A 21,828-nucleotide genomic window follows, 5' to 3' on the forward strand; every position below is an offset into this window, starting at 1 on the left:
AACGGACGCATGTACAGGCCGTTCATCCCAGGACTGGGCCTCGCCGCGGTGCTGATGACCGCGGCGTTGGCCTCGTGCTCGGGTGACGAGGACGGCGTGACGCCGACTCCGGACGGCGGAGGCGACCCCAGGGTCGACTCCGGGCTTCCGCCCGAGGACAGCGGCACCCCGGACGCGGGTTACGACGCGGGCACGGGTGACGCGGGCGCGGACGCCGGCACCTCAGAGGACGCGGGGACGAACGAGGACGCGGGGACGCCAGACGCGGGAGCTGCGTTTCCGCCCAATACCCTGTCGGGCTTCGGCCTCTTCACGGGGACGCCCGCGTCGGGCGGGCTGCGGCCGGTGGCGGGGAACATCCCCTACGAGCTGACCACGCCGCTCTTCTCCGACTACTCGGTGAAGTCGCGCACGCTGTACATCCCGCCGGACGCGCCGGCCGGGTACACGGCCAACGACGTGCTGAACCTGCCGGTGGGCACCATCATCACCAAGACGTTCGCCTTCCCCGCGGACCTCCGCGTCCCGGAAGAGAACGTGCGCGCCATCGAGACGCGCGTGCTGGTGCACAGGCCCGGGGGCTGGGAGGCCTTTCCCTACTTCTGGAACGAGGCCCAGACGGAGGCCACGCTGGCCAACGGCGGCCGCGTCGTCCGCGGCGTGAGCTTCATTGGCGAGGACGGCGTGGAGCGGACGCTGGACTACCTGGTGCCCAGCAAGAACCAGTGCCTGAAGTGCCACCATCTCCAGGACGCACAGGAGAACCAGGTGCTGCTGCCCATTGGCGTGAAGGCCCGCTACCTCAACCAGGACCATGACTATGGCGACGGGCCCATCAACCAGCTTCAGCACCTGGCCAACCTGGGCCGGCTGACGGGGCTGCCTCCGGTCGACCAGATTCCCCGCGCGCCGAACGCGTTCAACGCGGAGGATGGCACGCTGGAGCGGCGCGCACGCGCCTACCTGGACATCAACTGCGCGCATTGCCACAACCCCAAGGGGACGGCGGGCACCACCAGCCGGCTGTTCCTCAACGTGGACAACACGGAGGAGTTCACGATGGGCGTGTGCAAGCGGCCGGGCTCCGCGGGCGGTGGCGTGGGCGGTGAGTTCGACATCGTCCCCGGCAGCCATTCGGTGTCCATCCTCTGGTACCGCATGCACACCGAGGAGTCGGGGAAGATGATGCCGGAGCTGGGCCGCGTGCTTCGCCACGACCAGGGCTCACAGCTCATCGCCGACTGGATTGACGCCATGCCGGCGCGCGCCTGCAAGTAGGTCCGTGGTCAGACGAGCGGCCCCTCCGTGCCTGGTGCGCGGAGGGGCTTCTCGTTTCCGCAGCGTGACGGCCGCGCCGCGTGACAGGGCGCGCGCGTGCCGCATAATCGCGGGCCCATGTCCCTGCCCATGCTGCTCCGGGCCGCGGGGGTCGCCGCCGCGCTCGTCCTGCTCGCCGCCTGCCGCATCGAGTCCGCCGCGCCCGCGGCCGGGCCCACGCTGGCGCGCGAGGGCACGCCGTCCGGAGACGTCTGGGTCTACACGTCCATGTACCGGCACGTGTTGGACGCGCTGGACCCGCTGCTGAAGGCGCGGCTGCCCGACGTCCAGGTGCACTGGTACCAGGCGGGCAGTGAGAAGGTGGCCAGCCGGCTGGAGGCGGAGCGCGCCGCCGGGGCCATCCGCGCGGACCTGCTGGCCACGTCGGACCCGTTCCTCTACGAGCGGCTGGCCCGTGAAGGCGCGCTGCTCCGCTACGCCTCGCCCAACGTGCTTCGGGTGCCCCGCGCCCTGGTGGACCTGGACGCGCGCTACGCGGCCCTGCGCCTGTCCACCATGGTCCTGGTGCACCGGCAGGACGGGCCACCGCCGCCCACCTCCTTCGCGGCGCTCGCGGAAGGTCCGTGGACGGGACGCGTGGCGATTGGTGATCCGCTGACGTCGGGCACCGCCTTCACCTGGGCCGTGTTCTGCGACGCGAAGTACGGCGAGTCCTTCTTCCCCGGGCTGCGCCAGCGAGGCGCCATCGTCGCGGGAGGCAACGCGGCGGTGCTCCAGAAGGTGGAGAGCGGCGAGGCGGATACGGGCGTGCTGCTCCTGGAGAACGCGCTCGCGGCCCAGGCCCGCGGCAGTCCCATCCAGGTGGTGTGGCCCACCGATGGCGCCGTCGTCATCCCCGGCCCCGCGGCCCTCTTCGCGACGACGCCCAACCCCGTCGCCGCGAAGGCGGTGGTGGACGTGCTGCTGTCGCCCGAAGGCCAGCGCATCATCGTGGAGAAGGGAGACATGCACGCGGTGGACCCCAGGCTCGCGGGCCCTCGGGGAGAGGCCGGTGTCTCGGAGTTGCTGGAGCGCGCGCGCCCATGGACGCCCGAGTTGCTCGAACGCGGGCTCACACAGGGCGGCGCCGTGAAGGAGCGCTTCCGCCAGGCATTCTCACAATGAGCGCGGCGGCGCCCAAATCCCAGTGGCTGGGGCTCGGCCTGTGGTTGGTGCCGGTGCTCTGCTTCTCCGTGCTTCCGGTGGCCGCGCTGCTCTGGCGAGGCCTGGGTCCCGCCGGGACGGGCGGCTTGGACTGGTTGCTCGCCGAAGGTGGAGCGCTGGGGAACACGCTGCTCATCGCCACGGGCGCGGCGGTGCTGGCCTTCGTCCTGGGAGCGCCGCTGGCGCTGGTGCTGCAACGCACCGACCTGCCCCTGCGCGGGACCTTCACGGTGCTGTTCACCCTGCCCTCCGCCGTGCCCGCGTTCATCTGGGGCATGGGCTGGCTGTCGCTCGCGAGCCCTCGCGCGGGGTACCTCAACCGGCTGCTCGGCGATGACACCTTCGACATCTACGGCCCCGCCGGCATCGCCTTCGTGGAGGGCGTTTCCGGCCTCCCCCTGGTGCTGCTGGCGGGCGCGGCGGCCCTGCGGCGCGTGGACCCGGCGATGGAGGAAGCCGCGCGCGTCTGCGGAGCTTCGACGCCCCGGGCGCTGCTGACCACGACGCTGCCCCTGGCGCTGCCCTCCCTGCTGTCTGGCGCGGTGATGGTGTTCCTCATGGCGGCCTCGTCCTTCGGCGTGCCGTACCTGCTGGGCGTGTCGGCTTCACCGCCCACACGGGTGCTCACCACGCGCATCTATGAACTGGTGCTGATGGGCGGTGACGAGGGCCTGGCGCGCGCCGCGCAACTGGCGACGTCGCTGCTGCTGCTCGCCCCCATGGCGATGCTGGTGACCTGGGCGCTGGGCCGGGCCGGCCGCGTCCGCCTCAGCGCGGGCAAGGGCCTGTCGTCCCGTCCCTTCCCGTTGGGGCGCGCACGCGGGCTCGTCCTGGGCGCGGTGAGCCTGACGGCCGCGGTGCTGGTGCTGCTCCCGCTGGGGGCCATCCTCCTCACGTCGCTCCAGCGCAGCTTCGGCGCGGCGCTGACCTGGGAGACGTTGACGCTGACGCACTGGGCGGGTGTGCTGCTGGAGCCGCGCACGCTGCACGCCACGGGGCGCAGCGTCCTGCTGGCGGCGGGCGCGGGTGTCCTGGTGTGTGGGCTGGGGCTCGCGGCGGCGGTGCTGCGACGCGGGCTGCGCCGCCTGGGCACGGGCGTGGAGGCGCTGGCGGTATGGCCCTACGCGGTGCCGGGGACGGTGCTGGCCCTGGCGCTGCTGCTCGCGTTCTCCCGGGACTTGCGCTTCATCCTGCTGGACCGCGTCGCCTTCGTGCTCGCGCTGGCACACACGCCGTGGCTGCTGCTCATCGCCTACGTGGCGAAGTACCTCGCGCTGGGCGCGCGCAACAGCGAGGAGGCGCTCGCGCAACTGGACGCCTCGCTCACCGAGGCCGCGCGGGTCGGTGGTGCCGGCCCCTGGCGCGCGTTCGTGGATGCGCCCCTGCCCTTGCTGCGGCCGGCGCTCACCGCGGCCTTCGTCCTGGCGTTCCTCGCGTGCGCGACGGAAATCACGATGTCCGTCCTGCTCGTGCCCGCGGGAACCGAGGTGCTCGGGACGCTGCTGTTCGAACTCCAGAGCTACGCGGACCCCGCCGCCGCCGCGGTGCTGGCATGCGCCTTCATCGCGCTGGTGGTGGTGGGACAGGCCCTGCTCGCGCTGCTGACCCGGCGGACCTTGGACACGCGGTGATGGCGGAGGTGTCCGACATCGCCAGGGAGCCGGCGGCTTCCTGGCGATGTCTTCAGGACCTGCTCGCCATTACATGCACGCGCAGTACATGCCCCGGATGCAGTGCCCGAATCCCTCACCACAGAAGTGGTCACAGTCCGAGTTGCGCTCACAGATGGACTGCGTGAACTCAGGAGCATTGGCCTCCGCCGTGGACGGCATGAACGCCATTCCGAAACCCGCCGCCAGTCCCACACCCAGCGCCATCAGCATCGCAATTCCATTCTTCTTCATCGCGTGACTCCTTTCGGGGAGCCTCCAGCCTAACTCCAGGCTCAGACACGAGGCAGCCAATCCGCACGCCGCGTGCTTCCGCGACGCAATGACAGACGTCGTGACACACAGCGACATGGTGTTCCGGACACGACCTCGAAGCGTCGTCGCGCCAAAGCCGAGGGACTCACGGCAAACGGCGGCGGCCAGGGTAGGCTCCGCCACCGCCGCATGAGCGACTTCCGACGCGCCACCCGTGACGACAACACCGCGCTGCTCGACCTGTTCGGCGCGGTGCCCATGCAGGGCGACCTGGTCCTCTCCTCGCAGCGAGCGCCCGACTACTTCGGCCTCTATGCCATGCAGCGAGGAGAGACGGAGGTCTGGGTTCACGGCGAGCACGGCCGGCTGGACGGAATGGGCGCCGTGCACGTGCGCGACGGATGGTTGGAGGGCCGTCCGTGCCGGGTCGGCTACCTGGGTGACCTGCGCACCCGCTTCTCCGCGCGCCGGAGCCGCGGCCTCGCGCGCTTCTACGGGCCCATGCTCGAGGAGAGCGCCCAGCGCCTGGGCGTGGACACCTTCCTCACCGCCGTCATGGCCTCCAATGCCACCGCGCTCCAAGCGCTCGTGCGGAGGAGGCCCGGACGCGTGAGTCAGCCGCACTACGCCCTGCTCCGCCGCTTCTCCGCCGTGTCCATCCAGTTCCTGCATCGCCGCCGTCCCCGGCGAAGCGCCTTCGCCGTGCGGCGCGCCACGCCCGAGGACGTCCCCGCCGTCTCGGCGTTGCTGGCTGCCGACCACCGCGCCCGTCCCTTCGGCTACCGCTTCGACACGGGCGAGTTGGAGCACCGCCTCGCCCACTGGCCTGGGCTGCGAATCGAAGACACCTACCTGGCCTTTGACACGACAGGCGCGCTGGTGGGGTGCACCACCGCCTGGAACCCCGAGGCCGTGAAGCGCTACCGGGTGCACGCCTACCGCGGAAGCATGCGCTGGGTGCGGTGGGGCTGGAACACGCTGGCCACCGCGGTCCGCGCGCCGCGCCTGCCCGCGCCGGGCAGCGACTTCCGCTACTTCTACCTCTGCAACACCAGCGTGCGTGGAGAAGACCCGGCCGTCCTCCGCGCGCTCGTGGAGCGGGTGTACGCGGACTTCCACGGCCAGGGCTTCCACTTCTTCACGCTGTACCAGGACGAACTGGACCCGCTGGCGCCCGCGCTGAAGGGCTTCCTCCAGCGACGGCTCGACTTCCACCTCTACGCCGTGACGCCCGCCTCACGTCCTCGGGACACCTTCCCCGCCGGACGGACCGGCTTCGAAATCTGCCTGCCCTGACGCACGCTCACTCCGCTTGGAGCGTGAAGCGCCAGGGGACCTGATTCAGGCCGGAAGCACCGGCGAAGGTCAGCACATGAGGGCCGGAGCGGTCCGCGACGAACCGTCCGGCCCGCGGGTTCGACAGCAGGCCACCGGGAGCCATGAGCGACACCTGAAGCGCTCCCGCATCCAGGTCCAACCGGTAGGCACGGCCCGCCTCCAACCCGACGGAGAACACATCCGCGTCGATAGCCGTCTGAACCACGCCCGACACCGAGGCCGGCAGCGTCAGGGCATGGGCCGTCCCGCTGTGGTCGCCGTAGTCATCGACGGCCACGTGCTCCAGCAGCAAGGAGAACGACTCCGCGTCATTCAGGGGTTGGAACATCATCGTGACAGGCGCCGCGTTCCAGGCACTGAAGAGGTGGCGGCCGTCGCCCAGGTCCAGGATGCCCACCGCGCCTCGCGGGTTGAAGGACAGGTTCGGAGAGGGCGCGTAGGACGCGAGGTAGATGCCACGGTCCTCGGCCTGGAAGACGACAGCGTCCGTGTCTTGCGGTGTCTCGAAGAGGCCCGAGACCGGGGTTCCTGGCGTGATGAGCGTCGCCGTCTGCGGCGAGTCCCCGTGGTCATCCACCCCAGCGTCCACCAACGTCAGCAAGAAGGAGTGAGCCCAGAGGTCACCGCCATCGACGAGGAGGTAGTACGTCCCGGCGAGCTCCACCCGAGCCCGCAGCCGGTCCGTGTCCGACAGGGCCACATTCACCCCGTTCGCATCCACCACCTGGGCCGACCACCGCCCGGCCCCTTCCGTCCGCACGGTGTAGACATGCCCGGGCGCCCCGGTGAAGGAGAAGACATCCACGTCCTCACTCGACTGGAGGGTGACTGGCACCGGGATGCCCGCCGTCACGGCCGTGGCGGTGGCCAGTGTGTCGCCATGCTCATCGGGGCCCAGGTCCTCGAAGCGGCAGGTGGCATCCACCGGGGGGACGCCCTCCGGCCTCATCACCACGAACCAGTCACGCTCGGACGTCGAATGCAGGCTCACCGCGAGCTGCGCCCCTGACGAGCCCTGCGCAACATCGGTGACCGCGCCGACAGAGGACAGCAGCATCATCTGAGGAAGAAGCCCGGGAGCCTGCGCGCAGATGAAGCGGTAGCCATGCCCCACCCGCGAATGAAAGGTGAACACATCCACGTCAGCGGACGAGGAGAGCCGCACCGGGAACGGCGTGCCAGAGCCCTCCAGAAGGAGGGTGGCTTCTTCCAACGTATTCCCGTGGTCGTCCGCGCCCAACGACATCAGGTGATACGTGTAGCGGCCGTGTGAGCTCGCGCCGGAGACCTCGAAGTACCAGGTGCCCGCGGCGAGCGTGGGCAACCACATGGTCGTGCCACCCTCGACATCGACGGGCATGTCCTGCGGGTTCCCAGCCGCATCCAGCAACCGCACCCGGCACTCCGCCAGGGTCAGCCGCGTGCAAGCGAAGCGGTACATGCCTCGCTCCTCCACGGTGATGGCGAACACGTCCCGGTCCCGCATGTCCACGCGCAGGCCCTCCTCGATGCGGCCCTCGCGGGGCGACATGGGGAGCGTCAGCACCGTCGCGCTGTCAGGCGCCCCCCCATGGTCATCCGGCTGCTTGAAGGCGGCGACCGAGCACGTCACCCCCGCGGCCTGCTCCCACGGTCCGCAGCGGCACATGGGCTGCCCCGCGTTGGAGAAGCAGGTGCCCGCGGTGCACTGCAGTCCCGCGCAGGCCACGTCATCCCCGGGCACCTCCACGGTGTTGCACGAAGCCAGCCCCAGGACGAGGAGCAGGACCACCGGAAGCAGCCCCGGGGTCCGGGCGGAACGCCGTGCATGGGCCATGACGCTCCGCCCTCCCATTCAGACCACCCGGTGCTTCCAAGTCCCACGTCGGAACAGGACGACAGCCACCAGCGCCATCACCGAGAAGGCCACCGAGATGGACAGGAATGCCCCCGGCGGCCCCAAGCCCATGGGGCCAGAGAGCACCCACGCCAGGGGTAGCTCCAACAGCCAGAAGCAACAGATGTTGAGCACGGTGGGCGTGGTGGTGTCCCCTGCTCCGTTGAAGGCCTGCGTCAACACCATGCCGAAAGCATAGAACAGGAAGCTGGCGCTCAGGATGCGCAGGGCGAGCACCGCGTCCTTCATCACCGCGGCGTCGCTCGTGAAGATGCCCACCACCGGATTGGCCGCGAGGACGAACAGCAGCCCCAGCGAGCCCAGGAAGACGGCGTTGATGCGCCCCGCCGTCCACACCGCGTGCTCGCCCCGCTCCGGCTTTCCCGCGCCCAGGCTCTGCCCCACCATGGTGGCCGCCGCGTTGCTCAGCCCCCACGAGGGCAGCAGCGCGAACAGCACGATTCGCAACGCGATGGTGTAGCCCGCCACCGCCGCGCTGCCGAACGTGGCCACGATGCGCGCCAGCACCACCCAGCTCGTCGTGGCCACCAACGCCTGGGCCGTGCCCGCGCCCGACATCCGCAGCATGGCCAGCATCGTCCCCGGTTCCAAGCGCAGGTGCTCGCGCCGCAGCCGCAGCCGGCCGGAGCCCCGCGCCAACCGGTAGAGCTGGTACACCACGCCGCAGGAGCGCCCGAAGGTGGTGGCCACCGCGGCGCCCATGACGCCCAGCTCCGGGAAGGGCCCCACGCCAAAGATGAGGAGCGGCGCCAGCACGATGTTGATGGCGTTGGCCAGCCACAGCACGCGCATGGCGATGGCCGCGTCCCCCGCGCCGCGGAAGATGGCGTTGATGAGGAACAGCAGCAGGACGCTGCCCATGCCGCCCAGCATCACCTGCGTGTAGCGGATGCCGTGCTCCAGCACCCACGGCGAGCCGCCCATCAGCGCCATCAACGGCCGCGCGAAGTAGACGCCCGCCACCGACAACGGAATGGACAACACGACGCCCAGCCCCAGCGCCTGCACCGCCGTGCGCGCGGCGCGCTCCGGGTCCCCTTCACCGATGCGCCGGGACACCAGCGCCGTGGCGCCGATGCTCAGCCCCGCGGACGCCGCGTAGATGATGGTGAGCAGCGACTCCGTCAGGCCCACCGCCGCCACCGCGTCCGCCCCCAACCGGCCGACGAAGAAGACGTCGACGACGGCGAAGACGGACTCCATCATCATCTCCAGCACCATCGGCACTGCGAGCAGGAAGATGGCGCTGCGAACCGGAAGCCGGGTGAGGTCCCTCTCGGTTCCGTGAATGGCTTCCTTCACCGAAGCCCAGAACCCCTGAGGCCCCTCTTCGGGCGGACCTCCTGCTTCCGCCGGCACGGGTTCGAACCCGACCGGGGATGACTCAGACATGCCTGCCTCCGTTGGCGCCCTTCTGTCAGGAAGGCGGAAAGAGGTCCAGGGACGCCGCGCCCCATGACACCTGACGCCTCTCCCCTCCCGGTCCCCTGCGCGGCGAGCGGGCAACCGCGTCCAGGGCAAGGCCCGGCCCTGAGAGCGTCGGACGCTGGACAACCTACCTGCGCCGTCGGGCCGTCGGGCCGCCGAGCGCGTGGGTGTAGGGTGCCGCGTCAATGGTCATCAGCTTGCCGCACGGAAGTGCGCCCGCGGTGCCTGCCGGGGGGGACGCGCACTTCAGCCTCTCCAGCAGCGCGCGGGTGCTGGGAACTCTCCACCTGGGTCCTGGAGCCAACATCGCGCAAGGCGCGGTGGTGCGCTCGCATGACGGCGCCGTGCGGTTGGGCGCGGGCTCGGCCGTGTTGGAGAATGGTGTCATCATCGGACTGCCGCAGCAGCCCGTCACGGTGGGAGAGCGCACCTTCCTAGACCACCGCAGCCTCGTGCTGGGCGCGGAGGTCGGCGCGCTCTGCGATGTGGGAGGTGGCTCCATCCTCATGCCCGGCGCGCGCATCGGCACGCGCTGCCTGCTGGCGGAAGGAACGCTCATTCCAGCGGGCACCGTGGTGCCGGACGACTCCGTCGTCGTGGGCCGCCCCGGCCGCATTCTCCGTCGAACCACCGCGGATGACCTGGAACGGCTCCGGAAGCGCCGCGGCGGAAGCCTCGACCTCCCGGGCCAGCCACTCACCGCTTTCTCCGCGAGAGATCGCGCAGAGGACGCTCCCATGGGACAGCTCTATACGTTTCGCGACAAGCACCCACTGGTGCACCCCACCGCCACCCTCTTCTCCTCGGCCGAGGTGACAGGGGACGTCATCATCGGCCCGGGCTGCATCATTGGCCCCGGGGTCAAAATCCTCGGGGATGGCAATGGTCCAGTCCGCATCGGCGCGGGCGTGCAGGTGCTGGCCAACACCGTGCTGCACCGGCTGTCGGACCACACGCTGACGCTGGAGGACGGCGTCATCATCGGTCCGGGCTGCACGGTGCATGGCAGCTTCGTGGGCGCGAACACCGTGGTGGAGCCGGGCGCCATCCTCTGTGACGGGACGCGGCTGGGACGCGGCAGCTTCGTGGGCGCGGGCAGCCTGGTGAAGCAGGGCAGCGCCTTCGCGGATGGTGCGCACATCGAGGGCTTCCCAGCGACGCAGACGGGTACGTTGGCGTCGCTGCCGCCAGTGCCCCGCTGGGCGCTGCGGCCGGAAGACCTGCCGGGGCTGCGGCGCATCGGCTAGCGCGCCCGCCCGCTCACCGCTGCTTGTCCGCGTGATTGAAGGCCGCGAGCAGCGTGCCCATGGCATGGAACGCCAGTCCCATGCCCCAGCCGATGGCGGGGTACTGCACCCACCAGCCCGGCCCCGAAAACAGGTTGATGAGGGTGAGCCCTCCCATGACGATGGTGTAGCTCGTCGCGTGTGACGCAAGGCCCATGTAGGCCTTGCGCATGCGGCGCTGCGCCTTGTCGCGTCCCGCGCGCGCGGAGATGGCGCTCTCCACGGCGGCTTCGCTCACGCCCATCTCCCGGGCCATGGCGAGCAGGTCCTCCCGGGTGAGCGAGCGATCCACGCCCTTGCCCGCCAACGCGTGAGCCGTGGCCTCGCGGATGATGTCCGCGGCCTCGTTCTGGGAAAAACTCGGAGGTGCGCTGCGCTGCCGTGTGTCCGCCATGGGACTGGGACGCTAGCGCGGCGCATCCGCCACGAAAAGAGAAGGAATCCCCCCCACGCCCGTTCTCGCTGGCGGCCCACCTGCTTTCACAAATTGCGAAGGGGGAACTCATGCTTCATGGCATTCGCAGGTCCATGAAGCCTCGGCACGCCAGCCCGAGGGAAGCACGCGCGCCGCGGCGGAGGCACCGGCCCGGACGCGGACGGCTGGCACCAGGAAATCGGCTGCGACGGCAGCCCGGGCCAGAGCGGCTCGCCCATCTACTCGTATGACGCGCCCGTCTCGGGGCCGGTCGTGGTGGGCCAGTACAACCAGTACTCCTGCGACGCCACGGGCTGCGCGGGCAACGCCTTTCCGAACAGGATGGGGCACCTGACGCCCGCGTGGAACAAACCCATCAGCTACTTCATCCGTAAGTGACGCTCCGGGACACGCGTCCGTGGCAGGGGCGCGCGTCCCGCGGCCATGCGGTGAACCCGAGTCAAGCGCGCCAGCCCACCAGTGACGGCTTCCGTGCGCTCCGCTGCCCCCGGGGGTCGTTCCGCGTCGAAAGGCCCCGACAGAATAATGAGGCGCCCACGCACATGGTGAGGACGATGCCTCCATCCGACGCCGCGACTCTCGGGAGCAGCCACCGGCAGCCTGCCAGCGAAACACCCGTCGGGTATCCCCTGGAGCATGACCACACGGTCCAGTTCTATGAGGACGAGGCATTCGTCATCGACATCGTCGAGGCCTACATCACGGGCGGGCTCGAACGAGGAGACCCGCTCATCATCATCGCCCAGGCGAGCCACCGTCAGCAGCTCATCGCGCGGCTGGTGGCCGCGGGCGTGGACACCGCGGCGGCCATCGCGAGCGGGCAACTCACCCTGCTCGATGCCCGTGAGACACTGGCGCGCTTCATGGTGGGGGGACGCCCGGACTGGGAGCGCTTCCGCCAAGTCATCGGCACCGTGATTGAGCACAGCCTCGCGGCCACGCGCCCCGGCGCCAAGGTACGCGCCTACGGCGAGATGGTGGATGTCCTCTGCCTGGATGGGAAGCCGGACGTGGCGGTGGAGCTGGAGGCACTGTGGAATGACCTCAGCGTGCTCTACCCCCTGTCCCTCCTGTGCACCTACGCCATCGGCCACTTCGGCCAGGCGGCGCACGCGCGGCCCTTCCTCGATGTCTGCAAGGCGCACGCACACGTCATTCCCACCGAGCGCTACACACGGCTCGCGGATACGGAAGGACGGCTGCGAGAGGTCAGCCTCCTCCAGCAGCGCGCCCAGGCACTGGAGGCGGAAGTCCAGCAGCGGCAGCAGGCGGAGCAGGCCCTGCGCGAGGCACTCCATCGCCGGGATGAATTCCTGGCCCTGGCCGGTCACGAGCTGAAGACGCCCCTGACCGCGCTCCAACTCCAACTCCAATCACTCCCCTCCGCGGCGGCGCGGAAGGATGGCAGCGGACGCCTGCTGGAGCGGCTGGACAAGGCCATCCGCCATACCGAGCGGCTCGCCACGCACATCGACGGGTTGCTCGACGTCTCCCGCATCGGAGAGGGCCAGGTGCCCTTGATGATGGAGCCGCTCGACCTGTCGCGGCTCGTTCGGGAAACGGTTGCCCGCGCCATGACTCCGGCGGCCGAGGCGGACTGTCCCATCCAGTTGATGGCGGATGTCCCTATCGAAGGCGTGTGGGACCCGCTGCGGATTCAGCAGGTGGTGGGCAACCTCCTGGTCAATGCCTTCAAGTACGGCAAGGGCCGTCCCATCGAGGTGCGGGTGGAAGGCGCACCGGACCACGCGCGCATCACCGTGAGAGACCACGGCATCGGCATCGCCCCCGAGCACCAGGAGCGCATCTTCCACCGCTTCGAACGCGCCGTTCCATCGAGCGCCTTTGGAGGGCTGGGCCTGGGGCTCTACGCGGCCCGCCAGGTCGTGGTGGCGCACGGCGGCACCCTCCGCGTGGAGAGCGAGTTGGGCCAGGGCGCCACCTTCATCGTGGAGTTGCCCTACCGTCCGCAGTAGCGCGGCGGCGGCCTCAAATCCAGAAGGCCATGTCGCGCTCGGCGTCCTCGGGCCCCGAGCCCTGGCCGCCCTCCCGCAGCCAGCGGCGATACGCCTCGATGTCGGCGTGGTGCAGATCCGCCTCCGTGCCGGAGTAGACGCCTCCGCCCGGGCCGTCCAGCAGGGCCTCGCGCTGGATGTCCATGATGACCACGTCCTGCTGGATGACCTGCCGCGTGTACCACCGCACCAGCGGCATCATGGCGCGTCCCACCAGCGCACCGGGGACATCCACCGGCAAGCGATAGCTGATGGCCGTGTAGACAAGGCTGTCCGTGGGCCCGACGGGCGTGCACTGCGAGTTGATGACGAAGCCGTGCTCGCCCCACAGGTAGTCCACGCGCGTGACATTGGGGACGTAGAACTTGTCGGTGTGGAGCAGCGGCAGTCCGCGCGGATTGAAGAGCCGGCCCAAACCCGTGACGGTGTCCTGTGCCTGCTTGTACGTCACCAACACGCTGCCCGCCGTGCGCCGCACCGTGGCCGGCACTCGCTTGCTGGCGGGCCTGCGGAACCAGCCCGGATGCACGAAGAGCGTGTGCGGGACGTCCATGAAGTTCTCGACGAGGTTCGTCACCCCGTTCGGGAAGCGCGTCACCATGAAGTAGACGGTCCACCCCTCCTGGTCCCAGTAGGGCACGCGGAACGGCGCGGACCGCGCGGGCTCGGCGCCGCCCATGTAGACGAACACGAGGCCGTCCTGCTCCAGGGTGGGAAAGCGCGTCAGGCGCCCCAGCGCGCAGGGCGCGGTCGCCAGTCCTGCCCGTGCGCAGGCGTCGGCGTCGAGCAACTCGCTTCGCTGCGAGGGCCCCAACGATGGCACCTCCACCACGGCGCCCGAAGCGTCGTAGACCCAGCCGTGATACGGGCAGCCGATGCGGCCATCGAAGACCGCGCCCCGGGACAGCCGCGCGTTGCGGTGCAGACACCGGTCCCGGAGAGCGGTGGGCTGCCCATGTACGTCACGGAAGAGGACCACCCCCGTGCCGAAGAGGGTCCGCGCCAGGGGCTCGCCAGGCTTCAGCTCGGTGGAGAGACACGCGACGTACCAGAAGTCCTTCAGCGCGCCACAGCGCGTGAGGTCGGCTTCGGCCTCCAGGTCCACGTTGGGAGCGGGCGAGGTGTCGCGCGAATGCAGGCGCAGTGGCGGTCTCATGTGGCGGCTCCGGAGAAATGGTCCGACCAGCCCGTCAGGCGGTGCAGGTCCACGGGCTTGATGTCGCCCGCGCGCTGGCCCAGCGCGACGCAGCGAGCCTCGTAGCGGCGAGCCCCCTCCTCCACGCGCATGGCACGCACCGGACCGAGCTGTCCCAGGGCTCGCGCATAGCGGTAGTGGTGTCCCTCGCAGAAGGCGTGCTCCACGGCCTCCGCGGCGGCGGCGAGCCGTGAGGCGGGGGCGTCCGTCTCCAGGAACAAGACGTAGGACGGCGCGGGAGTCCACTCGGGCGCCAGCATGGAGAAGCCGGGGCGCGCGCCGCCAAAGAAGTCCGGAAGCACGGCATCCAGCACGTCTCCCACGCGCGTGCCGGCGAGCTTCTCGCCCACCAGGTCACAAACGGCGTCCGCTCGGCCGACGAAGCGAAGGCAGGGCGTCGCGTGTTGGAAGCCCTCCACGCGGACCAGGTCGCCCAGGCGGTAGCGCAGCAGGCCGCCCGAGGTGGACAACAGCACCGTGTACGTGCGGCCCTGCTCCAGCTCGTGTGCGAGGCGAGGTCGCGAGATGGGGTGCTCGCTGTCGATGAACTCGAAGAAGTGGCTGCGCACCGCGAGCACGGGGGCGGGCGCATCGAAGAAGGGCACGGTGACGACGCCCTCCGTGGCCAGCAGCCCCTTGCCCTGCACCTCCACGCCCGGAAAGCGGCGGCATGCGGCGGGAAGCGCGTGGGCTGCCTGTGCGTCCGTCCACATGCTGAGAAGCGACAGTCGAGGCCACAACGCGCGGGCGCTCCAGCCACCTCGCAGCACCTCACGCAGCAGCGAAGCTCGCTCCGGGCGCGGAGAGAAGCGCATCCGGGCCAGCACCGCTTGCAACGCGGCTTCATCGTGCGCGGCGCCGGACGCAGGCGGCCGGCAGCGCCCTCGCGTCAGGTCATCGGCCAGTCGCTCCCCGTGCCGCTCCAGCGCGTCCATGAGGAGCGTGAGGAAGCTGGGGTTCCACACGCTGATGAGAGCCAGGTCCTCGCGGGCGACGAGATGCCAGAGCGTCACGTAGCGGCAGGACTCCACGTCCGGCAGGGCCCCCACTTCACCGGGCACCGCGAAGATGCGGGACAGCAAGGGGCGCAGCACGCGCGAGAAGTAGGCGCTGTCCTCCGCGCTGCCCACGGGAATGCCGCCCGCCGTGCGGGCCTGCTTTCGCGCCAGTGGGGAGATGGACCAGTAGCTGGCGCCCTCGCGCAACGCGGGCCGGCGGTGGAGCAACTCGAAGAGCATGGGGGCCAGGGCGCGCTGGAACTCGGCCAGGAGACCGCGCGTCATGGGCACCCGCTTGCTGGCGCCCGAAGAGCCGCCTGAGAGTTCGAAGCGCAGCACCGGCTCACGCGTGAGCACCCGGGCCTCGCCCGCGGCGATGCGCTCCACGTCCGGACCCAGCGCGTCCGGCGTCACCCACGGCACGGCATTTTGGAAGTCACGGGCGTCGCGGATGCGGCGGAAGTCAGGGATGCGCTCCGCCTGCACGCTGCCCACGGCCGAACGAAGCACCCGCTGAAGACACACCGCCTGCGCGGCCTCGGGGTCGCGCAAGGCCCGGTGGAAGCGCAGCGCGGAGGGAGCGAGCACCACCCGCAGTCCCTCCAGCGGCAAGGAGGAAGCACTCACGTCAGCCTCACGTCCGCACACGGACGCCCGCGTGTCTCAACCCGCGCCGGGCCCAGCCGCGAAGCTGTCCGGACACGCTCCGCCCCAGTGCCAGGCAGAGGTCCCACCAGCGAATCTCCACCAAGCACACCAACTCCTCGCCCTCGCCATGGCGCGGATTGCGCTCGGCGAAGAAGGCGATGTCGGGGTGCAGTGCCGTCGCGCGGTCGATAGGCGCGACGCCATCCCGCACGCGATAATGCACGCCCTGGAAACGGAGCGTGCCCCGCGACGCGTCGTACTGCGCGCCGAACCAGCGGGCGGCCAGCGCGTGCAGGAAGTCGGCGCGTCCGGGGGGCGGCGTCCAGTCCCGCCGAGGCATCGTCCTGGGGAAGTAGTTCACCGCGAGCAGGTACGTCTTGAAGCCGGCGCTCAACAGCAGCCAGTGCACCGGCCGCAGGGGATGACGGAGCTTGCGTGACAACACGAAGCGCCCGAAGCACACCTGCAACACCTTGTGGCCCCACCAGTCGGGGTGGATGACCGTGTCGCCCGAATACACCACCTCCACCCGCTGCCCGCCCGCGAGCTCCTCGGCGACGCGCAGCGTGCTGAAGCCCACCAACTCCCCGCCTCGGCGCGTGTGGAGGAGGATGACGTACTGCTTGGCCTCCAGGTCCTCGGCGAAGCGCTCCGGCGACACGCCCGTGTAGCAGAGCTGCATCAGCGCCAGCATCTGCCCACGCTGCGCGTCCGTGAGCGCATCACGCCGCACCGTCGAGCCCTTGAGCGGCGACATCATGGCCGGGCACGCCCTTGCAACACCTCCGCGTCGGGAGGCTGCCGAAGCTCGTGCGTGCGGTCCGGCGTCAGCGACACCTCCTGCACGTCGCCCCCGTACCAGTGCACCCGCGCCGTCACGGGCCCCGAGTACCGGCCCAGCCCGAAGTGCAGCCGTGCGTCCGCCGCCGCGGAGAAACCGCCCATCAACCCCACCTCCTGCACCTGCTCCACGCGCTTCCCCGCCTCCTCGTAGGAGACGACCACCCGGGTGCCCACGGCGCTCCGGTGCGTGCGTCCACCGTGGCCCACCAACGTGAGTCCCACGAAGTGCGCATCCTGGCGTTCCTCCGAGCGCAGCGTGTTGCGATACAGCGACACCGGTCCGTGCTGATTGGTGATGAGCGCGTCCACGTCACCGTCCCCATCCAGGTCCGAGAGCAGCACGCCTCGCGAGTTGTCCGGGTCGTCCAACCCAAGCTCTCGCGCCAGGTCCACGAAGTGTCCGGGCTTCGCATCCCCCAGGTTGAGATACGCGCGGCGCGCTTCATTCGGATAGATGGTGCGGCCCCGGATGTCGCCCCACTTGTCCGCGTACGTGTGGATCTCCGGGCCGGACTGCATCAGCTTGTGGTTGACGTACCAGTAATCCTTGCGCTGGCCATCGGGGATGCGCCACCGCGCCGCATCCAGGCGTTCATCCACCATGCCATTGGCCTGCACCAGGTCCGGCCAGCCGTCGTTGTCCAGGTCTCCCGCCGCCGCGCCCCAGCCGAAGCGCCGCTCGTTGAGCGCGCCACGGAAGGTGGCCTCGTCCCGGAACTCCGGCGTGAAGGCGTCCTTCCCGGGGCCCACCATCCACAGCAGGCTGCCCTCCGCCTGGAGCGAGTGGTGGACGTTGGAGACGTACAGGTCCAACCAGCCGTTGCGGTCGAAGTCCGCCACGGAGGCATTCATCCCCTTGTATGTGTCCTTTCCAATCTCACCGAAGAGCCGGCCCGCCACGCGGCGGAAGTGCTTGCCGCCCTCGTTGAGGTAGACGTCGTCCGGCCCGAAGTCGTTGGCCACGTACAGGTCCGTCCACCCGTCGCGGTTGAAGTCCACCGTGCTCACCGCCAGCGACCAGTGCGTCTCCGGCATGCCCATGGCGGCGATGTCCACCTTCTCGAAGGTGCCGTCTCCCCGTCCCCGGTAGAGCGCGTTGAGCCCGCCGTTGGCCGCGTTGTGCCAGCCGTCATGCATGAAGCGGAACATGCGGCGGTCCTCTGCGTGCTCGGGCTCCGGCAGACGGAAGAGGTTGAGCGGCACCGGCGGCTCGTAGCCCGGCAGGTGCGTGGTCATCACGTTGAGGACGAAGAGGTCCAGGTGCCCGTCCCGGTCGTAGTCCAGGAAGGTGAGGCCCAGGCTCACCGCGTGGTCCGTCACGCCCGCGGCCTCCGTCACATCCTCGAAGCCCGCGGTGCCCGTCTCGCGCAGCGTGTTGCGCAGCAGCCGGACGGGCCCGAAGGCCACCGCCACCGCGAGGTCCAGGTCACCGTCACCATCCCAATCCACGAAGGTGCCGCCGCCCGGCAGCCCCTCTTCCTTGTAGCGCGTGGCGAAGCGCTCCAGCGCGGGCACGGGCACCCGTTCGAAGCGGAGGTCGCCCAGGTTGCGATAGAGGACCGCGTGGTCCTCGGGCCGAGCCAGCGGGTGCGTGAGGAACAGGTCCGGCCGACCATCCCCGTCGTAGTCCCCCACGGCGACCGCGTCCCCCACCGCCACCAGCCACTTCGCGACGTGCCCCAGCCGAGGGTCCAGCTCCTCGAGCGTGTGGCCCATGGTGGAGTCGAGCCCCGCGTCCCGCGCCTCCACGCGCTCCATGCGGAAGTCCAGCGGCGTGGTCCGGACTCCGGGCGTGGCGGCCAGGGTGTAGCCACCCACCATGAGACCTCCCAGCCCGCCCACCACCGCCGCGCGCTTCAGCCAGCCCGACGACACCAGCGTGTTCAAGGACTCGCGCCACCCGCGCTGCCAGGCGGCTCGCGCGTGGATGAACAGGAAGCGGACCGTGGCGCACGTGAGGGCCGCATAGAAGAACGTGTAGACGCTCTCCTTGAAGTGCAGCACCAGGTCCACCAGCGTCACCGCCAGCGCCAGCAGTATCTGCCCGCGCCGCGTGCCCGGAGACGTGGCCGGGTCGGTGAGCATGTAGAAGACGAAGATGAAGAACGACGGCGCGCCCAGCGTACCGAGGAAGAGGACCTCCGGCGGCAGGTGGTGCCGGAGCACATAGGCGCGCAGCGCCGTCTGGAGCGCGTAGAAGAAGAGGAAGCTGACCACCAGCCACCCGCGCCCCACCCGGAAGAAGAACAGCACCAGCGCCGCCATGAGGATGAAGGCGGAGAGGGCCACCTCGCCGTTGGCCCACTGATAGGCGGGCGCGGCGGTGATGAGCTCCCGGGTGAAGAGCAGCGACATGGCCACGCCGAACATGGACGGATTGAAGACGTGGCGGCCCTGGAAGGTGAGCACGTACTTCGAGCCGATGGCGATCCACACAGGAAGGAGGAGCAGCCAGCTCGAATGCGAGTAGTTGAGCAGCAGCGCCAGCGAGCAGCAGGAGATGTACGCGCTCAGGGGCACGACCTTCTGCCGCTTCAGCCCCCAGCCCAGCGCGACGTCCAACACGCTGCCCGTCACCACGATGGCGGCCATCTGCCACGGGCTGCGGTTGAAGCCGAAGAAGGTGAAGCCGAGCACGCCGTAGAGCGTCAGCAGGAAGGCGAAGGGCAGGCGCGGGTCGTTCCAGCGAGGCCAGACCCAGCCCCAGCGTTCGACACGTGGCGCCGTGTGCAGCGGGACATACACCTGTGCAGCCGGGCTCACCCCGGGACCAACGCTCATGGAAGCCCGCCTCCCGCCAAAGCGCGTCGCCGCGCGCGTGCGGAGCGTGCCCCGTGGAGCGCGCCCTGTCCAATCACGTCAGGGGCTTGCAAGAGCCCCTCCTGTCCATGCATCCATGCCATGTCCAGGACGCTGCAAACTCCGGGCGCAGGTCCTTCAGCGCGCGCTTTCCGATGCCCTCTCCGCACACCCGAGCCCTTCTCGCCATCCTCGCCGCTGTCTGCATCGTGGCGGCGGGCTGGTTCCGCCACGCCCAGAACGTGAAGGGCTCGCGAGGCGGACGCATCTCCGGCCCCAAGCTGGCGTGGCTCTTCTACGCGGTGTTCCTGTGGTTCCTCGCGTGCCCGCTGGTGGCGCTGGACGTGGCGGTGCCGGAGGAGGCGCGAGGCGTGCTGGGCGCGTTCGCCGCCTTCATGTGGCTGCGAGGCGTGGCGGAGCTGTACCTGCTCTACGGCGTGAAGCGCTGGCGGCCCCCGTATGGCGTGGCCCATGACGTGGCGTGCATCGCGCTGGTGCTGGGGGGACTGTTCTGGGGCCGGACGCGGTGGCTGGGCGTGCTCGGTCCTGAAGACTTGTGGGCCCTGGCCTTCCTGGGCCTGGTGCTCGTGAGCCTGTTCGTCGAGGTCGCCTACGCGGCCCTGTTCTTCCACGCGGTGGAGGGCCGCACCACGGGCGAGGACGGCATCTGGTTCGCGGACGAGGAGCAGGCCCGCTTCCGCCGCATCAACCGGTTGACGCTGGCGCTCAACGTGCCCCTGTACGCGGGACTGGCGGGCCTGCTCGCGGTGGGAGCGTGGTAGGCGCGGTGTCGACACGCACGAAACAGCCAGGGGCATGGCTGCTACACTGCGCGCATCCGCTGGCGCAGCCCGGACCTCATGCCGCCGGGTCGAAAAGACATGGGACATCCCACCCTCGAGAATGAAACGCCCTTTGCCTTCGACATGATGGGCCTCGCCGACGAGGACGGCAGGCCCCTGCTGTTGCTCGTCGTGAAGGCCACCTATGCCTTTGGCCCCTCCGGATTGAAGCTCGCCGACACGCAGGTGCCGGTGACGTGGAGCGGTGAGTCCTGGGGCAAGCCCGGCGAGTCCAGCGACAAGTTCGAACCCGAGAGCGCCTTCATCAAGCTGGCCACGGACGTGGCGCTGATTGGCCATGCCTACCCGCCCCAGAAGGGCGCCACCGAGGCGCTGGTGGCACTTCAGGTCGGGCCGCTGAAGAAGGCCGTGCGCGTCGTGGGCGAGCGGACCTGGTTCAAGAGCATGGGGCGTATCGCGGCCACCAGGCCGCTCCCCTTCGACAAAATCCCGCTCACGTGGGAGCGCGCCTTCGGCGGCTGGGACAAGACAGACACCGCGAAGCCGGCCTTCGAGCCGCGCAACCCCGCGGGCGTGGGCTTCCGCGCCAGTCCTCGCCACTTCGAGGAGGGGCTGAAGCTGCCCAACCTGGAGGACCCCGCCACCGAGCCCCTGCGCGACTTCGGCCAGAAGGTGGTGCCCGCGGGCTTCGGCTTCACGTCTCCCCATTGGCAGCCTCGCGCCCGATACGGCGGGACCTACGACGAGGCCTGGAGCAGGACGCGCAAGCCCTTGCTGCCCAAGGACTTCGACCGGCGGTTCTTCAACGCCGCCGCGCCGGGCCTCATCGCTCCTGGCTACCTGAAGGGGGACGAGCCGGTCATCATCGCTGGCGCGTCCCCCAAGGGCCGGCTGTCCTTCGCGCTCCCCGGGCAGTCCGCGCCGGGCGTCACCGTGGCGCTCGCGGGGGGCGAGGACGCGACACCCGTCATGCACCTGGACACCGTGACCCTGGACACCGACGAGGAGCAGGTGACGCTCCTCTGGCGTGGACACGTCACCCTGGTCGAGGGCCTCCACGACGTGCGGGGCCTGAAGGTCACCGCCCAGGGTGTGAGCGCGCCCAAGGCGGCCTGAACGAAACCGGCGTAGGGGCATGTATCCAGCGGCGGCGCCGCGCTCCAGCTTCGCGGTTGCCTGGCTCGCACCGCGTGGCCCCGCCGGGGTATTCTGTTCCCCTGGAGGTGGCTGGCATGGCGGTCAATACCGGTGTGAACAAGATGTCCGTGGTGACGAAGGACAGCGGCGGCGTCACCGTTGCCTTCCCGGACGTATGCAAGACACCCAGCCCGGCCGGGCCCGTGCCCATCCCCTACCCCAACGTGGCCCAGTCCTCGGACACCGACAAGGGCACGAAGAAGGTCTCCGTGGCTGGCAACCCGGTGTGCGTGAAGGACTCCAACTTCAAGATGAGCACCGGCGACGAAGCCGGCACCGCGGGCGGCGGCGTGGTCTCAGGCAAGACGAAGGGCAAGGCGGAGTTCGTCAACTTCTCCTTCGACGTGAAGTTCGAAGGGAAGAACGTGGCGCGCGCCTTCGACCTGATGCTCCACAACGACAAGAACACGCCGCCGTTCCCCGTCATGCAGGGGCCCGTCATCGCCATGGGTGGCAATGAAGGCACGCCCCAGTGCCTCGTCTGCGAAGAAGACATCTAACAACACGCCACGATGTCACCTCCTCCCGGTAGCCCCCTT

At 69.9% G+C, this 21,828-nt stretch carries 18 protein-coding genes; 9 read left to right on the top strand and 9 right to left on the bottom strand.

Annotated elements, in window-relative coordinates; genetic code table 11:
- Positions 1-9: 9 nt before the first annotated feature.
- From BHS09_RS36615 to BHS09_RS36625, 3 genes are all read left to right on the top strand, one after another.
- Positions 10-1,278 carry an SO2930 family diheme c-type cytochrome gene (locus tag BHS09_RS36615; protein ID WP_237080055.1) on the top strand — a complete coding sequence of 423 codons (1,269 nt, stop codon included), beginning with the start codon at positions 10-12 and terminating at the stop codon, positions 1,276-1,278.
- Between the two features lie 117 nt (positions 1,279-1,395).
- Complete coding sequence (locus BHS09_RS36620) at positions 1,396-2,442, top strand: ABC transporter substrate-binding protein (protein WP_140795972.1); 1,047 nt, start codon at positions 1,396-1,398, stop codon at positions 2,440-2,442.
- Positions 2,439-4,112 (top strand): ABC transporter permease, encoded by a 1,674-nt coding sequence (locus tag BHS09_RS36625; protein ID WP_140795973.1) that lies wholly within the window; start codon positions 2,439-2,441, stop codon positions 4,110-4,112. Before BHS09_RS36620 ends, BHS09_RS36625 begins: the two co-directional genes overlap by 4 nt.
- 69 nt (positions 4,113-4,181) lie before the next feature.
- Here the strand turns inward: BHS09_RS36625 and BHS09_RS36630 are convergent, their stop codons facing one another.
- Positions 4,182-4,385, bottom strand: coding sequence for a hypothetical protein (locus BHS09_RS36630; protein ID WP_140795974.1), 204 nt, complete (start codon positions 4,383-4,385; stop codon positions 4,182-4,184).
- Positions 4,386-4,595: 210 nt separating this feature from the next.
- Here BHS09_RS36630 and BHS09_RS36635 point away from each other — a divergent pair, with 210 nt between their 5' ends.
- Positions 4,596-5,702, top strand: a complete 1,107-nt coding sequence (locus tag BHS09_RS36635) for a hypothetical protein (RefSeq protein WP_140800389.1) — start codon at positions 4,596-4,598, stop codon at positions 5,700-5,702.
- Positions 5,703-5,709: 7 nt separating this feature from the next.
- Here the strand turns inward: BHS09_RS36635 and BHS09_RS36640 are convergent, their stop codons facing one another.
- Positions 5,710-7,560, bottom strand: a complete 1,851-nt coding sequence (locus tag BHS09_RS36640; protein WP_237077821.1) for a hypothetical protein — start codon at positions 7,558-7,560, stop codon at positions 5,710-5,712.
- 18 nt (positions 7,561-7,578) lie between these two features.
- A complete protein-coding gene (locus tag BHS09_RS36645) occupies positions 7,579-9,033 on the bottom strand; it encodes an MATE family efflux transporter (RefSeq protein WP_140800390.1) in 1,455 nt (484 codons plus the stop codon).
- 221 nt (positions 9,034-9,254) lie between these two features.
- Here BHS09_RS36645 and BHS09_RS36650 point away from each other — a divergent pair, with 221 nt between their 5' ends.
- A complete protein-coding gene (locus BHS09_RS36650) occupies positions 9,255-10,316 on the top strand; it encodes a gamma carbonic anhydrase family protein (RefSeq protein ID WP_140795977.1) in 1,062 nt (353 codons plus the stop codon).
- Positions 10,317-10,329: 13 nt separating this feature from the next.
- Here BHS09_RS36650 and BHS09_RS36655 read toward each other — a convergent pair whose 3' ends face one another.
- Together BHS09_RS36655 and BHS09_RS38955 are read right to left on the bottom strand one after the other, a co-directional pair.
- Complete coding sequence (locus BHS09_RS36655) at positions 10,330-10,749, bottom strand: 2TM domain-containing protein (RefSeq protein ID WP_140795978.1); 420 nt, start codon at positions 10,747-10,749, stop codon at positions 10,330-10,332.
- Positions 10,750-11,009: 260 nt separating this feature from the next.
- Entirely contained in the window at positions 11,010-11,147 is a 138-nt protein-coding gene (locus tag BHS09_RS38955) for a hypothetical protein (protein ID WP_174259005.1), read from the bottom strand.
- A 198-nt stretch (positions 11,148-11,345) separates the two neighbouring features.
- Here BHS09_RS38955 and BHS09_RS36665 point away from each other — a divergent pair, with 198 nt between their 5' ends.
- The gene (locus BHS09_RS36665) at positions 11,346-12,767 is read left to right on the top strand and encodes an ATP-binding protein (RefSeq protein WP_237080056.1); all 1,422 of its coding nucleotides are present in this window, start codon (positions 11,346-11,348) and stop codon (positions 12,765-12,767) included.
- A 13-nt stretch (positions 12,768-12,780) separates the two neighbouring features.
- Here BHS09_RS36665 and BHS09_RS36670 read toward each other — a convergent pair whose 3' ends face one another.
- From BHS09_RS36670 to BHS09_RS36685, 4 genes are read right to left on the bottom strand one after another with little or no spacing between them, the layout of a single operon-like run.
- Positions 12,781-13,962 (bottom strand): aromatic ring-hydroxylating dioxygenase subunit alpha, encoded by a 1,182-nt coding sequence (locus BHS09_RS36670; protein WP_140795980.1) that lies wholly within the window; start codon positions 13,960-13,962, stop codon positions 12,781-12,783.
- Positions 13,959-15,626: a GH3 family acyl-acid amido synthetase gene (locus BHS09_RS36675; protein ID WP_140800392.1), complete on the bottom strand. Its 1,668-nt coding sequence runs from the start codon at positions 15,624-15,626 to the stop codon at positions 13,959-13,961. The genes BHS09_RS36670 and BHS09_RS36675 overlap by 4 nt, the downstream gene beginning before the upstream one ends.
- A 7-nt stretch (positions 15,627-15,633) precedes the next feature.
- Positions 15,634-16,407, bottom strand: coding sequence for a hypothetical protein (locus BHS09_RS36680; protein ID WP_140795982.1), 774 nt, complete (start codon positions 16,405-16,407; stop codon positions 15,634-15,636).
- Complete coding sequence (locus tag BHS09_RS36685; RefSeq protein WP_140800393.1) at positions 16,404-19,271, bottom strand: FG-GAP-like repeat-containing protein; 2,868 nt, start codon at positions 19,269-19,271, stop codon at positions 16,404-16,406. Before BHS09_RS36685 ends, BHS09_RS36680 begins: the two co-directional genes overlap by 4 nt.
- A gap of 173 nt (positions 19,272-19,444) precedes the next feature.
- Here BHS09_RS36685 and BHS09_RS36690 point away from each other — a divergent pair, with 173 nt between their 5' ends.
- From BHS09_RS36690 to BHS09_RS36700, 3 genes are all read left to right on the top strand, one after another.
- Positions 19,445-20,071, top strand: coding sequence for a hypothetical protein (locus tag BHS09_RS36690; protein WP_140795984.1), 627 nt, complete (start codon positions 19,445-19,447; stop codon positions 20,069-20,071).
- Positions 20,072-20,170: 99 nt separating this feature from the next.
- A complete protein-coding gene (locus tag BHS09_RS36695) occupies positions 20,171-21,208 on the top strand; it encodes a DUF2169 family type VI secretion system accessory protein (RefSeq protein WP_140800394.1) in 1,038 nt (345 codons plus the stop codon).
- A 116-nt stretch (positions 21,209-21,324) separates the two neighbouring features.
- Positions 21,325-21,789 (top strand): DUF4150 domain-containing protein, encoded by a 465-nt coding sequence (locus BHS09_RS36700; RefSeq protein WP_140795986.1) that lies wholly within the window; start codon positions 21,325-21,327, stop codon positions 21,787-21,789.
- Positions 21,790-21,828: the final 39 nt, after the last annotated feature.

This window comes from Myxococcus xanthus (assembly GCF_006402735.1).
Taxonomy (GTDB): domain Bacteria; phylum Myxococcota; class Myxococcia; order Myxococcales; family Myxococcaceae; genus Myxococcus; species Myxococcus xanthus_A.

What these genes read in the sequence shown, in the direction of transcription:
- BHS09_RS36615 (WP_237080055.1), top strand. Translation starts at nt 10, where the DNA reads ATGTACAGGCCGTTCATCCCAGGACTGGGCCTCGCCGCGGTGCTGATG.
- BHS09_RS36620 (WP_140795972.1), top strand. Translation starts at nt 1,396, where the DNA reads ATGTCCCTGCCCATGCTGCTCCGGGCCGCGGGGGTCGCCGCCGCGCTC.
- BHS09_RS36625 (WP_140795973.1), top strand. Translation starts at nt 2,439, where the DNA reads ATGAGCGCGGCGGCGCCCAAATCCCAGTGGCTGGGGCTCGGCCTGTGG.
- BHS09_RS36630 (WP_140795974.1), bottom strand. Translation starts at nt 4,385, where the DNA reads ATGAAGAAGAATGGAATTGCGATGCTGATGGCGCTGGGTGTGGGACTG.
- BHS09_RS36635 (WP_140800389.1), top strand. Translation starts at nt 4,596, where the DNA reads ATGAGCGACTTCCGACGCGCCACCCGTGACGACAACACCGCGCTGCTC.
- BHS09_RS36640 (WP_237077821.1), bottom strand. Translation starts at nt 7,560, where the DNA reads ATGGCCCATGCACGGCGTTCCGCCCGGACCCCGGGGCTGCTTCCGGTG.
- BHS09_RS36645 (WP_140800390.1), bottom strand. Translation starts at nt 9,033, where the DNA reads ATGTCTGAGTCATCCCCGGTCGGGTTCGAACCCGTGCCGGCGGAAGCA.
- BHS09_RS36650 (WP_140795977.1), top strand. Translation starts at nt 9,255, where the DNA reads ATGGTCATCAGCTTGCCGCACGGAAGTGCGCCCGCGGTGCCTGCCGGG.
- BHS09_RS36655 (WP_140795978.1), bottom strand. Translation starts at nt 10,749, where the DNA reads ATGGCGGACACACGGCAGCGCAGCGCACCTCCGAGTTTTTCCCAGAAC.
- BHS09_RS38955 (WP_174259005.1), bottom strand. Translation starts at nt 11,147, where the DNA reads ATGGGTTTGTTCCACGCGGGCGTCAGGTGCCCCATCCTGTTCGGAAAG.
- BHS09_RS36665 (WP_237080056.1), top strand. Translation starts at nt 11,346, where the DNA reads ATGCCTCCATCCGACGCCGCGACTCTCGGGAGCAGCCACCGGCAGCCT.
- BHS09_RS36670 (WP_140795980.1), bottom strand. Translation starts at nt 13,962, where the DNA reads ATGAGACCGCCACTGCGCCTGCATTCGCGCGACACCTCGCCCGCTCCC.
- BHS09_RS36680 (WP_140795982.1), bottom strand. Translation starts at nt 16,407, where the DNA reads ATGATGTCGCCGCTCAAGGGCTCGACGGTGCGGCGTGATGCGCTCACG.
- BHS09_RS36685 (WP_140800393.1), bottom strand. Translation starts at nt 19,271, where the DNA reads ATGAGCGTTGGTCCCGGGGTGAGCCCGGCTGCACAGGTGTATGTCCCG.
- BHS09_RS36690 (WP_140795984.1), top strand. Translation starts at nt 19,445, where the DNA reads ATGCCCTCTCCGCACACCCGAGCCCTTCTCGCCATCCTCGCCGCTGTC.
- BHS09_RS36695 (WP_140800394.1), top strand. Translation starts at nt 20,171, where the DNA reads ATGGGACATCCCACCCTCGAGAATGAAACGCCCTTTGCCTTCGACATG.
- BHS09_RS36700 (WP_140795986.1), top strand. Translation starts at nt 21,325, where the DNA reads ATGGCGGTCAATACCGGTGTGAACAAGATGTCCGTGGTGACGAAGGAC.